Source organism: Aeromonas sp. R4-2 (genome assembly GCF_040908295.1).
Taxonomy (GTDB): Bacteria; Pseudomonadota; Gammaproteobacteria; order Enterobacterales; family Aeromonadaceae; genus Aeromonas; species Aeromonas veronii.
Map to the genome: position 1 here is coordinate 163928 of NZ_JBFODL010000025.1, position 13056 is coordinate 176983.

Here is a 13056-nt window from a genome sequence, read left to right on the forward strand (position 1 = left end):
TGGCATAAACAACCCTGCCCACCAGTATGCAAGCTGGTGGGCAGAGTTTAAATAGTTCTTTGATCCATCAGGGTTTTATAGCTTGGCCAGCCGCTCGCGGACCTCCATTCTGCGCCCTTCGTCGGCCACTTCGCGACCCGGGCGGGCCGGGGCAGCCAGCGCCTTGTCGAGGTAGGTTTTGGCCTCGGCCTTGCGACCCTGATCCAGCAGGAAGTCACCGTAGAAGAAGTTGGGGTCGATGCCATCGGGATTGATGGCCAGCGCCTGCTTGAGCAGCTGCTCTGCCTTTTCGTCATCGCCAAAGCCGACCGGCCAGCCGGGCACCTGATAGTAGAGGGAGCCCAGACTGGTGTAGGCAGAGCCATCCAGCGCCTTGGGATCCTGCTTGAGCGCCAGCTCCAGCTTGGCCTTGGCCTCTTTCACCAGCCCCAGTGCCCCCAGCCCCCCTTTGGCCCCCGCCCAGGTGCTCTTGACGATGGCCGACCAGATCAGCAGATCGGCGCGAAAAGGCTCCTTGGCGCTGGCCGCTTCGGCCTGGGTGCTCAGGGTTTCGAGGCAGCTCTCTTTCGCCTTGCCGGTCTGTTGATACTGGCAGACGGCCCACTGTTGCTGGATGGGGACGAGGGCATCACCCGCGGCCATGACCGAGGAGGACCCCAGCAGGATGGCGATAGCACAAGAGGTCACTGATTGACGGAAAAAGTTCATATTAATGCTCCTTCTTGGTCGGGATCGGGCGGGACAAGTCTGGTTGTGGCGTACTGTTGGCGCCGGTATCAGCCGTCCCTGGCTGAAGATGACGGGCATAACGTTTGATGAGCGGTAGCTGTCTGGCCAGCGCCTTGTCGACGATGCCGGGCAGCAGGGCATTGAGCCGCACGAACAGTTTTTCCGGCCAGCCGAGCCAGCTGCGGCGGGTTTCGTTGCACAGGGCGATGACCGCATCTTCGGCGACTTGCTGCGGGCTGTCGGTCTGGGTGCCAAGCGCTGCATTCATCTCGTAAGCGGCCTCGGAGTTGAGCTTGGTACGGGTGGCACGGGGGGCAAAATGTAGTACCTTGATGCCACTCCCCTCCAGCTCCCGTCCCAGCGCTTCGCTAAAGCCGCGCAAGGCAAATTTGCTGGCGCAGTAGACGCTGTAACCGGGGTAGCCGATGCTGCCCAAGCTCGAGCCCATGTTCATGATGATCCCCGGCTTGCGCATGGTTGGCAGCAGGGCACGGGTGAGCTGGATGGGCGCCTCGATATTGAGCAGCAGTTGGCGCTCCACCTGCTCAAAGCTCTGATCTTCCAGCCAGGCAAACTGGTTGCAGCCAGCGTTGTTGATCAGGATGTCGATCCCGTCCTCCAGCGCAGGGTGTTGCAACAGCTTGGCCCGCTCCTGCGCAGAGCCGAGGTCGGCGAGCACCACCTGATGGCGCTCGGGGTGGGGCAGTGACTTGCACAGCCGCTCCAGTGCCGGGCCGCGACGACCGTGCAACAGCAGGTGTGCCCCCTGGGCCGCCAGCTCCTGCGCCAGCTCTTCACCTATGCCACCGCTGGCGCCGGTGAGCAGCACGAGTTTCCCTTCAAGGTTCATGGTATGGATTCCCTTTTTGCTGTCTGCTGCCGACTTACGGTGTGGCGGTGAGGTTGTAGAGCATCTCGCCATAGAGGCGATAAACCACCTTGGCCCCGTGGATGATGGCGGCCTGATCCGCCGGACTCTCGACCCGATCCATCAGGGATTCAAAGAACTTGAGGTGCTCCTGATCCAGGGCGCCGTGGGAGCTCAGGTAACTCATCGCCTGGGGTGGCAGGCCGAGGCCCTTTTTCAGCTGGTCGGCGACGGTGATGGCGATGGCGACGCTGGTGCCTTCCAGTACCTGCACCATGCCGAAGAAGCCCATGGGGTTGCCGCGCTGGATCTGGTCGTAGAGGAAGGCGACCATCAGCTCGATGGGCAGCCCGGGCTGGCCGTGGCGCACTGCCTCGGCATCACCGCCACAGGCGCGGATATCGCTTAAGATCCACTCCTGATGGCCATACTCCTCGTCGATGTACTCGGCAATGGCGCCACGCACCCACTCGTACTCCTGACCCAGCTTGCCGCCGGTGGCCATCAGCAGCGGAACTGTGTGGCGCACGTGGTAGTAAGCCTGCGCCAGAAAGGCGAGATAGGTGTCACGGCTGATATCGCCACGGCGACAGGCTTCGATAATGGGGGCGTTGAACAGATGCTCACGCTCCTGAGCTGTGGCTTGTTGCAGAGTCTGGTAGAAGCTCATGACGATTCTCCTGTAAGGCATTGGCTGATTTGCCGGGAAAAGTGTTGGTAAATCTCGTTGCGACGGGGGCGCCCGTTGGCGGTCAGCAGCCCGGGATGTTGATCCAGCGCCACCGGCAACCAGTGGTGCAGCCGGGCATAATCGGGCAGCCGCTGGTTCAGACCTGCGATCTGGCGTGGCAGATCCGCCTCTTTCCCCGGCAGGGGCTGGATCAGCGCCACGTTGGCAGGCTGACCATCGCCAAACACCACGATGCGGGCGATGGCGGGGCAGAGCTGGGCCTCGGCTTCCACCCACTCCGGTGAGAAGTTGCGGCCAAAAGCAGTGATCTGGACATTCTTCTTGCGCCCGGTGATATGGAGGTAGCCCTCATTATCGAGATGACCCAGATCGCCGGTGGCGATCTGTTCGGGAGTCGGTTCGTTGCTGCCGAGATAACCCAGCATGGCACTGCCGCTCATCATAATTTCGCCGTCGCTGGCGATGGTGACCTGACAGTGGGGCAGGGGGCGGCCGACGCTGCCGGGCTTGTCAGCATCCGGGCTGTTCAGCGCCACCACGGAGCCACACTCCGAGAGGCCATATCCCTCATACACCGGCAGGCCGAGCTGGCGGGCATGTTTGATCAGGTCGGGGGCCACCTTGCCGCCACCGACGGCAATAAAGCGCAGGCTCTTGAGCTGTTGGGCCAGCGTCGGTGTGCTGGTGCAGAGCGCCAGCAGCAGGCGCAGCAGTTCGGGCACCAGCACCAGACTGTGGGTCGACCAGCGCAGCAGGGCTTCCCCCAGCATGGCCGCATTGAGCGAACTGGAGCCGGTGAAACCGAGCTCCCCGAGGGACGGAATGCGGCTGCAAGCGCCGGTCAGCAGCGGCACGTAGAGGCCGGTGATGTTTTCAAGCAGGGTGGCCAGCGGCAGCAGGGTGAGGTGTTTTTCCACCTTGGCTGACGCGACTCGCTCGGCCAGCGCATGGCTCACCGCCATCATCTGGGTCAGTGACAGGCAGACACCCTTGGGCTGGCCCGTGGTACCGGAGGTGTAGGTGATCTTGGCAGTGCCCTTGGGCAGCGCTGGTCGATTGGCCGGGATATAGCGCCAGAGCGGCAGCTCGCCGGTGATCAGCGAGAGCGGCTCGGCGGCATGCCACCCCTGATGATATGGGCCCACCAGCGCATCGGCGCCGCTGCTCTTCAGAAGCCAATCTTGCTGCTCAAGGCTGAAGAAGTGGGGCACCGGGATGACAACGATACCGGCGCGGGAGCAGGCGAGATCCAGCAGCGCCCAGGGCAGGCCGTTGTCCAGTTGCAGAGCCAGACGGCTGATGTCGAGCTGTTGCAGCTGGCTGGCCAGACGCTGGATCTGTTGCCACAGGGTCTGGTAATCGAGACGCTGCTGGCCGCTCAGTAGCGCAGGGGATTGCGGATTCTCGCGGGCATGTTTGGCGATGGCGTCGAACAGGCTCATTGGGCGCACCTTTTTTGATGGGTCTGGTTATCACTGCACTTGCCTGCATCCTCAAACAGGGTCGGCATGGGGGCCAGCAGATTGAGCAGCAGGCTGCGCTGGGCCAGCACCTCGCGCCCCTGATTGATGTCACCCACCATCACCTTGGGTTGGCAGCGGTAGTACTCACCCCAGGCGTCGGCGTCGGCTCCCACCTGATGGGCCTGGGCGGGGGCCAGCTCCACCGGATTGAGTTGCAGGCGGGCAAAGCTGTTGCGCAGCTTGGCAGTGCCGGTAAAGACCACGTAGTCGAGGGCGTTTTCACACAGCAGACGACACAGGGCTGCGAACATCAGTCGGGCATTGCCCGGCTCGCTGCAGGCCAGATTGCCCACTTCGATAATGCGATTGCGTGCCGGATAGACCCCGAGGCGGGTATTGATGGCGGCCTCGATGGGTTGCTCCAGATACTGTTCCAGATAGAGAGGCCCCTCACTGGCATGATTGAGACCACAGGCACCGACCAGCGTCCCGTCCGCCCGATATAGCCCCAGCAGACAGGGGAGGAAATGGGGGATGCGGGCGTTGAACTCGAGGGTGTAGGCTGCCTGGATATAGGTTTGCAGCGCCATGACCTGCTGCGGGGACTTGGCTAGCAGCAATCGGTAGGGGGCCTGGATCTCGATGGTCATGGGTGACTCCTTCTCTTGCGATGGTTTGAGAGTAAAAGGGCAAACTTAAGAAACCCTTAAGGAGCAAAAAAAGTTGTCAGCGAGGCAGCGGGCAGGCAATCTGCGCCGCTGTTATCCAACAGGAAGCCCCCAAGAGGAACCGTCATGTCATCCACCGTCAGCTGCCCCCTGTGTGCCAGCCATCGCAGTTATCCCCTGCCGGTGGCGGGCAAGCGCTATCATCGCTGCCTCGCGTGCGAGCTGGTCTGGCTGGATGAGGCGGATCATCTGGATGAGGCGGCGGAGAAGGCGGTCTACGACGGCCACGATAACCAGGTTGATGATCCCCGTTATCGCAGCTTTCTGATGCGGGCATTTGGCGAGGTACTGAGTCGGGTGCCAACTCCTGCCAGTGGTCTCGATTTTGGCTGTGGCCCGGGCCCGGCGCTGGTGGCGATGGGGCGCGAGGCGGGTTACGACATGGTTGGGTATGACAAGTTCTACGCCGATTTTCCAGAGTTGCTGACGCGTCAGTATGACTTCATCACCAGTACCGAGGTGATCGAGCATATTGCCGAGCCGCGTACGGTGCTGGCGCAGTTGTGGGATTGCCTCAAGCCCGGCGGCCTGCTGGTGCTGCAGACCCAGCGGGTGCTCAGTGACGAGCGGTTTAAAAACTGGCGCTATCGCCACGACCCGACCCACATCGTCTTCTTTGCCGAGGCATCGTTTCAGGTGCTGGCCGCCCGCTGGCAGGCCGAGCTCAGCTTCCCCCACGCCGATGTGGCGGTATTGCAGAAAGGCACGCCCTGAGGCGTGCCTTTGTCTGTTACTCGTCGGGTTCGTCCGGCGCTACTCCTTGTAGCCCTTGTCCTGCCACTGGTAGTACATCAGGGCAGATTTGACGCCGATTGACTTGAACGGCTCTGGCGGCAGCCACATTGGCAGCGTCTGCTCTGCGTGGTTGAACCAGGGATGCTCCTTGCCCTGATAGAGGCTGGCTACGATGTCGCCAAACAGGAAGGAGAGGTTGATGCCGTGGCCGTTGTAGCCGAGGGCGTAGTAGATGTTCTTGTGATCCCCCATTACCCCCACCGCTTCAGTGCTGTCGCCGGTCATGCCGAGAACCCCGTCCCACACCTGTTCAAACTTGATCCCCTTGAGGGCCGGATAGAGGGTCACCAGCTCGGTCATCATCATCTCGCTGACCCGGTTAAGATCGCCCTTGTAGTTGAGGCCGTCGTTGAAGACGTACTCGGCATTGCCGCCGCCGATGACGATGCGGTTATCCGGGGTCAATACCAGATGGAACAGGATGTTGCGGGTGTCGTAGTAGGGCACCCGACTCTGCCACTGGATGGCGGCCAGCTGCTTTTTGGTGAGCGGCTCGGTGACGGCGCTCTGGGCGTGTACCGGAAATACTCGCCCGCTGAAGTAGCCAAGTTTTGAGGTATAGCCGTTGGTCGCCAGCACTATGCTGTCGGCGGTCACCTTGTACTTGTCGGCTACATTGAGCTCGATCTGCTTGCCCTCCTTGATCCCCATTACCGGGCTCTGCTCGTAGATGGTGACGCCCGACTGCTCCACCGCCTTGCGCAGGGCATTGACCAGTTTCATGGCGTGTACCTGACCACCATTGGGGTCGTAGACCGCCCCCGCGTAGCGGTCGGTGCCCAGTTTCTCTTCGGTGGTATCGGCGTTCCAGTACTGGAGCGGGATGCCGAGGCGATTGGCGGTTTTCACATAGTCGCGGTATTCGGGGATATCCTCCTCATCGAGGATCGCCTCCACATAGCCATCAAGCTTGAGGTCGGCCTCGACGCCGGTTGAGGCGACCAGCGCCTGCAGCTTGCGCATGCTGGCGACGGTGAGATCGTAGTGGCGCTTGCTCGCTTCCCCCTCTTCGTAGAGATCCATCACCTCGGAGCCCGGCAGTACCATGCCGCCATTGCGCCCCGAGGCGCCGCTGCCCACCTGCTTGGCTTCGAAGATGGCGATCTTGAGCGACGGATTGGCCTTGGCCAGATGCCAGGCACTGGAGAGGCCGCTGTAGCCGCCACCTATGATGGCGATATCCACCTTCATGTCTTGTGCCAGCGGGACGCTCTCCTCTGCCGGTTTCTCCTTGAACCAGTAGCTGGTGTTGGGCTCAAAGTCGCTCATCTTGGGGCCGCAGGCGGCAAGGAAAAAACAGCTGATGCACATGGTCAACGCTCGTTGGCAAAGGGTGGTCGGATTCATCTTCTACTCCGGTTACAGATACAAAATATCAAATCATTTCATCGGGTTGGGTGGTATTGACCCGGCGACCTATGTCTCTCAGCCGGGCCAGCTGATCGGCAAGACCGGGCCCCTCATCCAGGCTGGTGACAAAGTTCCAGAGGTAGGTCATCACAGCATAGACATGGCCTGCCGAGACCTGGGGTTGGGCCATCAACATGGTGATGGCCAGCAGGAACAGCAGGGAGGCGCTGACGCCGACTGCCAGAAAGGCGAGCGCCTCCCGATCCGAAATCCGGATTCGGAGCCAGGCCAGCGTGCGGTAGTGGCGGGCGAGGCTGGTTGACTGGGCATGGGTGACCAGTTTGACCTCGTGTTCCAGCCGATCGTTGAGCCGCTCGTGCAGCAGCTGGTTCTTGCGCGAAAAGCCGGGCAGTAGCAGGCCGAACAGCAGCAATACCCCCATGCAGGCGATGCCGACCCAGAACTCGATCACCATCAGCATCACGGCCGCCCCGACGATGGAGATCAGGCTGGTGGCCAGGATCGGGATATGTTTCTCGAAGAAGTCGACAAACTCCCGCGCCAGGGTGACCCGCGCCACTATGGTAGATTGCCCCTCCTGCTGCTGGCGTTGTGTCAGGATCACCGGCACCGCCAGTGCCGCATAGATATGGGTAAAGGTGCGGGTATCGACCGCCCGGCGCAGGGCGCCGATGAGCCAGAACAGCAGCACGATGAGGGCGTAGCTTGAAGCCTGCCACCACTGGCCCTTGACGATGGCGTCGATGGCAAAGCCGGCGAACAGGGGATAGACCACCAGCAGGATGTTTTCGAGGGCCACCAGCGAGAAGGTGCCCGCCAGCTTGAGGGGATTGGCCCGCGCAATCGCCCCCAGCGAACGACCGGCCGAGTGTGGCAACGGCGTGGCCTGCTCGTCGCAACTGGCTGCCGAAGTGGTTGGTGTTGTCATGGGTTATCTCCTAAGATGTCGGAAACGCTAAGTTTGAGCGAGTGCTCAAAGTTTGTTTGAGCGACCGCTCAAAGTCAAGCAGATCGATTGATATCGCAGGAGGTCAGATGGCACGCCCATCAGCAGAACAGCGCAAAGAGATGATCATCGAGGCCGTATTGGCCCTGTTTCGAGAGAAGGGGATGGCGGCATCGTCAACCCGTGATGTGGCCGAGCGCACCGGTCTGGCGCGCAGCCACGTCTACCACTACTTCAAGGATTGGAAGGAGCTCTGCCTCTGCGCCGTGGAGCGTTTCACCTATCAGGAGATCGCCGAGCAACGGGAGTGGCTGTTGCCGCTGCCAGCCCGCGAAGCGTTGCCGCTCTTCGTGCGGGACAACCTGCCGACCAGTCAGGATGCCTCCTGGGCCATCTATCTGGATGCCTGGAACGAGTCACTGCGCGACCCTGTGTTTGCCGAGAGCTACCGCAAAATCATTCTGGCGTGGCGCGAGGTGCTGGAGCAGATCCTGCAAAAGGGGATCGACAGCGGCGAGTTTGTGGCGGGCGATGCCCGGCGACTGGCGCGTCAGATCACCTCCCTCATCAACGGCTATGCCGATGACCTTATTCTGGAGCCGACCCCCGAGACGGTCGAGGCCACGTACCAAGAGATCATGCTGGTGGTCAATCAGCTGGTCTTGCCCCCGACTCACTCATAGCGGCGCAGGCAAAAAAGGGTGGGGAGGCATGCCAGCGTGGGGCCTCCCCCGGTTTTGTTGGCCATCCGCCGGGCGCGCGATGGTCAGATACCAAGGAGCGGTTGTTGATGTCGATTACCCATTTGTCACTGCAAGATGCCCGTCATCTGCAACTGGCGGCGCAAGGGCTGCTTGCCCCCCGTCGCAGCAAGGCGACCCCGGCTGATCTGCTGGCCACCATTCGCCGCATGGCGCTGCTGCAGATCGATACCATCTCGGTGGTGGCGCGCAGCCCCTATCTGGTGCTGTTCAGCCGGCTTGGCCAGTACGAACCGCGTTGGTTGGAGCAGCTGCTGGCTGACGGCGAGATCTTCGAATATTGGGCCCACGAGGCCTGCTTTGTGCCCCGCGAAGATTACCGGCTGTTGCGCCATCGGATGCTCGACCCCGTCGCCATGGGCTGGAAGTTTTCGGCCAACTGGCTTGCCACCCATCAGCAGGAGGTCGGTCAGCTGATCGAGCGCATTCGTCAACATGGCCCGGTGCGGGCGGCCGACTTTGAACGCACAACCGGCAAGGGAAACGGCTGGTGGGACTGGAAGCCGGAGAAACGTCATCTGGAGGTGCTCTTTACCACAGGTCAGCTGATGGTGCGGGAGCGGCGCAACTTTCAGCGAGTCTATGACCTGGCCGAGCGGGTCATCCCTGAGTGGAGCGACCAGCGGGACCTGCCGAGCGTCGAGCAGGCGCAGCGGGATATGGTGCGCGCCAGCTGCCGGGCGCTGGGGCTGGTCAAAACCGGTTGGGTGGCGGACTACTACCGGCTGCGGCGCGGTAAATACGATAACCTGCTCCATCAGCTGGCGGACGAGGGGGAGCTGTTGCCGGTACGAGTGGAGGGGTGGCAGCACGGCGCTTTTGTGCACGCCTCGCTGGCCGATGAGCTGGCAAGGGCACAGGCGGGCACCCTCAAGGCAACCCATACCACCGCCTTGTCGCCGTTTGACCCGCTGGTGTGGGATCGCAAACGGGCCAGTGAACTATTCAACTTTGACTATCGCATCGAGTGCTATACCCCGGCGCCGAAGCGTCAGTACGGTTACTTCGTGTTGCCGCTGCTGCATCGTGGCAAGCTGGTGGGCAGGATGGATGCCAAGGCCCATCGCCAGCAGGGGATCTTCGAGATCAAGAGCCTCTATCTGGAAGAGGGGGTGAGAGTGACCCGCCAGCTTGCACAGGATCTGGCGAAGGCTCTGCAAAAGCTGGCTGACTGGCACCGGACACCGCAGCTTCGTTATGGTGCCATTCCGGCCAATTTGCTGACGTTGTGGCATGAAAGCGCCCCTGCAAAGTGAGCTCTATCCCTTCTGGGCTAAGCTGCAAGAGGGATAAACAGTCCGGGAGCGGGAGATGAGACGAGCGGCAACATGGTGGGCGGGATTGGCGATGGCCATCTTGTCCCCCGCGCTATGGGGGCAAGAGCCACCAGTGAAGATCTGTCTGGGGGAGGGCAACGAGTGGGCCCCCTTTACCTATTGGGAGCGTAAGGACGGGGTGCCCGATACCAGCCGCCTGACAGGTTCGGCGACGACGCTGGTGCTCGATGCCCTGCAACAGAGCGGGCTCTCGCACCAGATCCGCTATCTGCCCTGGGCGCGGGTGCAGCAGGAGCTGGCGGATTATCGCCTGAACGGTCTGTGTGAGCTGACCTGGGATGCCAGCTACAAGCCGGAGCGTGCCGAGTTTGCCTTCTATAGCGTACCCCTCTATTACACCCACCTCGGTTTCTTCTATCTCAAGCGCCGCTACCCCGAACCGCCGGATCTGCAGACGGTCAATCGTTCCCGGGTGTGCGGGGTGATTGGTTACAACTACACCCCCTACGGGCTTGCGCAGGAGCCACGCCGGGTTAAACAGTTGCAGCAGGCGCTCGATATGCTGGAGCGGGATCGCTGCGACTTTCTGCCGAGCGAAATCGAACCTCTGGTGGCTGGCATCAGCCTTGGCATCTACCGCAGCGAGAGCGGGTTGCTCAATCTCGCCCTGCCCAGCCGCAAGGGATTCTATCTGCTGGTGAGCAAGGGCTCCCCCCGCGGTCACCAGCTGGTGAACATCCTCAATCAGTCGCTGGTGGCATTTCAGGAAGGGGGGCATACGGATGAGGTGATGCGCCGCTTCTTGCCGCCAATGGAGTAATAGCGAAGGGTTGCTGTCATTCAGGGGGAGCAGATAAAAAGAGGGCCAGCCGGTGCAAACCGGCTGGCCCTTTTTTACGTGAGAGCTTGTCAGGCTGCCAGACGGGTCAGTACCTTCACCAGCAGCTCGATGCGCGGGGCAATGCTGGCCAGATCCAGATACTCCTCGTCACTGTGGAAACCGGCACCGATGGGGCCCAGACCATCCAGAGTGGGAATGCCGAGGGCGGCGGTCAGGTTGGCATCGGAGCCGCCCCCCACCTCCTGCCAGCTGATCGGTAACCCCAGTTCGGCGCCACACTCCTCCACTAGCTGCATCAATGCCTGGGTGCCCTCTGACGGCACCATGGCCGGTTTGTGGGCCTCGCGGGTCAGCTGGATGGTGACACCGTCCAGATGCGGCCGCTCGGCCAGGGTCAGCAGATGATCGTCGATCTGGTGGTACTCCTGATTGTCCCAGAAGCGGACATCCACTACGGCGCTGGCATGTGCCGGCACTATGTTGGCGCCGTTGCCCCCCTCGACAATGCCGATGTTGAGGGTGGTGCCGCTCTCGAAGTTGGTCAGGGCGTTGATGGCCAGGATCCAGTGGCCCAGCTCGGTGATGGCGCTCCGCCCCTTCTGCGGTTCGTTGCCCGCGTGAGCCGCCTTGCCGGTGAAATCGATGCGATAACGGGCCATCCCCTTGCGCGCCTTGACCAGCGAGCCATCGGCGCGGGCCGCTTCGGCCACCAGCACCTGTTTTGCCTGTTTGGCCACCGTTGCCAGCCAGTCACTGGAGTGGAGGGAACCAATCTCCTCGTCCGGGTTCATGCAGACGCAGATGCTCAGGCGATCGCGCACCTCGCGGGGCAGTTCACGCAGGGCATAGACGATGTTGAGCAGGCCGGATTTCATGTCGGAGACACCGGGGCCGTAAGCGCGCTCACCATCGACGCTCATCGGGCGGGCGGCGGCGGTGCCGAGGGGGAAGACGGTATCCATATGGCCGATCAGCATTACATCGATCTGCGCCGCATCAGGCTGGTTGCGGATCTCCAGTCCCACACCGGCTGCGCCACAGTCGATCCGCTTGATCTGCCAGCCGCCCATCTCCTCATATTTGGCCGCCATCAGGTCGGCCACTGCCGCAATGCCCGGTTGGTGCAGGGATCCGCAATCCAGATTGATCAGCGGGGCCAGTTCGGTCAGGTATTGATCCAGAGAAAAAGTCATTGCTTGCTCCACTATCAGGTTCGGGTCAGAGAAGGATGTTCATCACCAACATGGCGCCGAAGGCGTTGAGTACCGAGATGGCGACCATGATGGGGATATAACGCCCTTCGGTGCCGATACAGCCGAGGATGCGGCCCATGTACTGCACCTGGGAGCCCATCAGGTAGATGGCTGGCGCCAGAATGGCGATGTGGGTGCCGTTGAGGATCCCCTGATCGAACAGGGTGATGACCACACCGACCGCGCCGCCCATCGACATCCAGGCGCCGATCAGCACGGCTGCCGCTTCACCGGGCAACCCGAAGATGGCCATGACAGGGGAGAAGATGGCGCCCATGGCATCCAGCGCGCCGGTGATCTGCAGCGCCTTGATAATGACGAAGGCCATCAGTACGTTGGGTACGGTGGAGGTGGTGGCGATGACCCAGCCCTTCTTGGCCCCTTCGACGAAGATATCGGTGACGATGGGTTTCTTGATGTTGGCCTGGCTCATTTGGCTTGCTCCTGAGTGTTGAGGGTCTGCTGGGTGTTGTTATCGGTCTGCTTGCCTTCGCTCATATTGAGGTAGACCCGGAACAGGTTGGCCCCGACAAATTTGAAGGCGAACATCACGATGACAGCCAGACCGATGGAGGAGCTGACCGCCGGGCTGCCATCCGCCAGCGTCAGGGTGAACAGCACGGCGCCGGAGGAGAAGAAGTTGACGATGGTGGCACCAGCGGAGAACTGGAACATGGTGAACACGTCGGTTTCACGTTTGGTGATGAGCCCTTCATCCTTGAGCTGACGAGTCATGGCGGCACCGGCATCGGTACTCTGCAGCGAAGCGATCAGTGCCAGACCTGTGTTGCCCGGGATCCCCATCAGCGGACGCAGCAGCGGGGTCAGCAACTTGCGGGCCGCTTCCAGCGCGCCGTAGTGCTCCAGCACATTGATCATACCGAGGGCAAACATCACGGTGGGGATTAGGGTCAGGGCAAACAAAAAGCCATCGCGAGCGCCGTTGCCCCCCTTGCCGCGCATGTCGGTCATGGCGGTCTTGATGCCGTCACCATTCTCGCTGACGCTCTGGACCATGGTACCGAACGAACCGTTCAGCGTGGTGAAATCGAATACCCCGTACCACTCGCCGGATTGCAACAGTCCGGAGAAGAAGACCACGGCGAAGGCCAGTGCCAGGTAACTGCCTATGCTCACCGAGCGTGTTTTGTCTGTCATTAGCTAGCTCCATATGAATAATTATTTAATCTGAATAATTATAATTGATATGGATGTCACTAAATTGATGGTGGTCAAAATGGTTTGCTACAAATGACGAATGTATTGGGGTTATGTGACTGTGATCGCCATATGCTTGGACGATAATCTGGTTTTTATCGAATTGTTTGAGTGA

The 13056-nt window shown here is 61.3% G+C and carries 14 protein-coding genes; 4 read left to right on the top strand and 10 right to left on the bottom strand.

What is annotated here, in order from left to right; genetic code table 11:
- Window positions 1-75 precede the first annotated feature (75 nt).
- The 5 genes from AB5Y99_RS20235 to AB5Y99_RS20255 all read right to left on the bottom strand — a co-directional run bounded on the left by AB5Y99_RS20235 (window position 76) and on the right by AB5Y99_RS20255 (window position 4401).
- Complete coding sequence (locus tag AB5Y99_RS20235; protein ID WP_234915135.1) at window positions 76-642, bottom strand: tetratricopeptide repeat protein; 567 nt, start codon at window positions 640-642, stop codon at window positions 76-78.
- A 67-nt stretch (window positions 643-709) separates the two neighbouring features.
- On the bottom strand, window positions 710-1579 hold the full coding sequence (locus tag AB5Y99_RS20240) for an SDR family oxidoreductase (protein ID WP_279488260.1): 870 nt from the start codon (window positions 1577-1579) through the stop codon (window positions 710-712).
- Between the two features lie 34 nt (window positions 1580-1613).
- Window positions 1614-2267, bottom strand: a complete 654-nt coding sequence (locus AB5Y99_RS20245; RefSeq protein WP_368210712.1) for a TenA family transcriptional regulator — start codon at window positions 2265-2267, stop codon at window positions 1614-1616.
- Window positions 2264-3730 (bottom strand): AMP-dependent synthetase/ligase, encoded by a 1467-nt coding sequence (locus AB5Y99_RS20250; RefSeq protein ID WP_368210715.1) that lies wholly within the window; start codon window positions 3728-3730, stop codon window positions 2264-2266. Before AB5Y99_RS20250 ends, AB5Y99_RS20245 begins: the two co-directional genes overlap by 4 nt.
- A complete protein-coding gene (locus AB5Y99_RS20255; RefSeq protein ID WP_236289695.1) occupies window positions 3727-4401 on the bottom strand; it encodes a thermostable hemolysin in 675 nt (224 codons plus the stop codon). The genes AB5Y99_RS20250 and AB5Y99_RS20255 overlap by 4 nt, the downstream gene beginning before the upstream one ends.
- A gap of 144 nt (window positions 4402-4545) precedes the next feature.
- On the opposite strand from AB5Y99_RS20255, the gene AB5Y99_RS20260 reads away from it, so the two are divergent.
- Window positions 4546-5193 carry a class I SAM-dependent methyltransferase gene (locus AB5Y99_RS20260; RefSeq protein WP_257696536.1) on the top strand — a complete coding sequence of 216 codons (648 nt, stop codon included), beginning with the start codon at window positions 4546-4548 and terminating at the stop codon, window positions 5191-5193.
- A 39-nt stretch (window positions 5194-5232) separates the two neighbouring features.
- On the opposite strand, the gene AB5Y99_RS20265 is transcribed toward AB5Y99_RS20260, so the two are convergent.
- Window positions 5233-6621: an FAD-binding oxidoreductase gene (locus AB5Y99_RS20265; RefSeq protein ID WP_279488258.1), complete on the bottom strand. Its 1389-nt coding sequence runs from the start codon at window positions 6619-6621 to the stop codon at window positions 5233-5235.
- Between the two features lie 28 nt (window positions 6622-6649).
- Window positions 6650-7573, bottom strand: coding sequence for an ABC transporter six-transmembrane domain-containing protein (locus tag AB5Y99_RS20270; RefSeq protein ID WP_279488257.1), 924 nt, complete (start codon window positions 7571-7573; stop codon window positions 6650-6652).
- A gap of 107 nt (window positions 7574-7680) precedes the next feature.
- Between AB5Y99_RS20270 and AB5Y99_RS20275 the strand changes: the two genes are divergently transcribed.
- The 3 genes from AB5Y99_RS20275 (at window position 7681) to AB5Y99_RS20285 (ending at window position 10449) form a co-directional block, all read left to right on the top strand.
- Entirely contained in the window at window positions 7681-8274 is a 594-nt protein-coding gene (locus AB5Y99_RS20275) for a TetR/AcrR family transcriptional regulator (RefSeq protein WP_110302587.1), read from the top strand.
- A gap of 107 nt (window positions 8275-8381) precedes the next feature.
- Window positions 8382-9608: a winged helix-turn-helix domain-containing protein gene (locus AB5Y99_RS20280; protein ID WP_110302586.1), complete on the top strand. Its 1227-nt coding sequence runs from the start codon at window positions 8382-8384 to the stop codon at window positions 9606-9608.
- A gap of 91 nt (window positions 9609-9699) precedes the next feature.
- Entirely contained in the window at window positions 9700-10449 is a 750-nt protein-coding gene (locus AB5Y99_RS20285) for an ABC transporter substrate-binding protein (RefSeq protein WP_110302585.1), read from the top strand.
- Between the two features lie 89 nt (window positions 10450-10538).
- Here AB5Y99_RS20285 and AB5Y99_RS20290 read toward each other — a convergent pair whose 3' ends face one another.
- Genes AB5Y99_RS20290 through AB5Y99_RS20300 form a run of 3 tightly spaced genes read right to left on the bottom strand, consistent with a single transcriptional unit; the run spans window position 10539 to window position 12881 of the window.
- On the bottom strand, window positions 10539-11663 hold the full coding sequence (locus AB5Y99_RS20290) for a M20 family metallopeptidase (RefSeq protein ID WP_368210720.1): 1125 nt from the start codon (window positions 11661-11663) through the stop codon (window positions 10539-10541).
- Between the two features lie 25 nt (window positions 11664-11688).
- Window positions 11689-12156 (bottom strand): YjiG family protein, encoded by a 468-nt coding sequence (locus tag AB5Y99_RS20295; protein WP_005335063.1) that lies wholly within the window; start codon window positions 12154-12156, stop codon window positions 11689-11691.
- Entirely contained in the window at window positions 12153-12881 is a 729-nt protein-coding gene (locus AB5Y99_RS20300) for a nucleoside recognition domain-containing protein (RefSeq protein ID WP_005335061.1), read from the bottom strand. The genes AB5Y99_RS20295 and AB5Y99_RS20300 overlap by 4 nt, the downstream gene beginning before the upstream one ends.
- Window positions 12882-13056 lie beyond the last annotated feature (175 nt).

Excerpts from the sequence above, each read along its gene's own strand:
- AB5Y99_RS20285 (WP_110302585.1), top strand. The coding sequence starts at position 9,700 with ATGGCCATCTTGTCCCCCGCGCTATGGGGGCAAGAGCCACCAGTGAAG.
- AB5Y99_RS20250 (WP_368210715.1), bottom strand. The coding sequence starts at position 3,730 with ATGAGCCTGTTCGACGCCATCGCCAAACATGCCCGCGAGAATCCGCAA.
- AB5Y99_RS20255 (WP_236289695.1), bottom strand. The coding sequence starts at position 4,401 with ATGACCATCGAGATCCAGGCCCCCTACCGATTGCTGCTAGCCAAGTCC.
- AB5Y99_RS20290 (WP_368210720.1), bottom strand. The coding sequence starts at position 11,663 with ATGACTTTTTCTCTGGATCAATACCTGACCGAACTGGCCCCGCTGATC.
- AB5Y99_RS20295 (WP_005335063.1), bottom strand. The coding sequence starts at position 12,156 with ATGAGCCAGGCCAACATCAAGAAACCCATCGTCACCGATATCTTCGTC.
- AB5Y99_RS20265 (WP_279488258.1), bottom strand. The coding sequence starts at position 6,621 with ATGAATCCGACCACCCTTTGCCAACGAGCGTTGACCATGTGCATCAGC.
- AB5Y99_RS20235 (WP_234915135.1), bottom strand. The coding sequence starts at position 642 with ATGGCCGCGGGTGATGCCCTCGTCCCCATCCAGCAACAGTGGGCCGTC.
- AB5Y99_RS20275 (WP_110302587.1), top strand. The coding sequence starts at position 7,681 with ATGGCACGCCCATCAGCAGAACAGCGCAAAGAGATGATCATCGAGGCC.
- AB5Y99_RS20300 (WP_005335061.1), bottom strand. The coding sequence starts at position 12,881 with ATGACAGACAAAACACGCTCGGTGAGCATAGGCAGTTACCTGGCACTG.
- AB5Y99_RS20280 (WP_110302586.1), top strand. The coding sequence starts at position 8,382 with ATGTCGATTACCCATTTGTCACTGCAAGATGCCCGTCATCTGCAACTG.
- AB5Y99_RS20270 (WP_279488257.1), bottom strand. The coding sequence starts at position 7,573 with ATGACAACACCAACCACTTCGGCAGCCAGTTGCGACGAGCAGGCCACG.
- AB5Y99_RS20260 (WP_257696536.1), top strand. The coding sequence starts at position 4,546 with ATGTCATCCACCGTCAGCTGCCCCCTGTGTGCCAGCCATCGCAGTTAT.
- AB5Y99_RS20240 (WP_279488260.1), bottom strand. The coding sequence starts at position 1,579 with ATGAACCTTGAAGGGAAACTCGTGCTGCTCACCGGCGCCAGCGGTGGC.
- AB5Y99_RS20245 (WP_368210712.1), bottom strand. The coding sequence starts at position 2,267 with ATGAGCTTCTACCAGACTCTGCAACAAGCCACAGCTCAGGAGCGTGAG.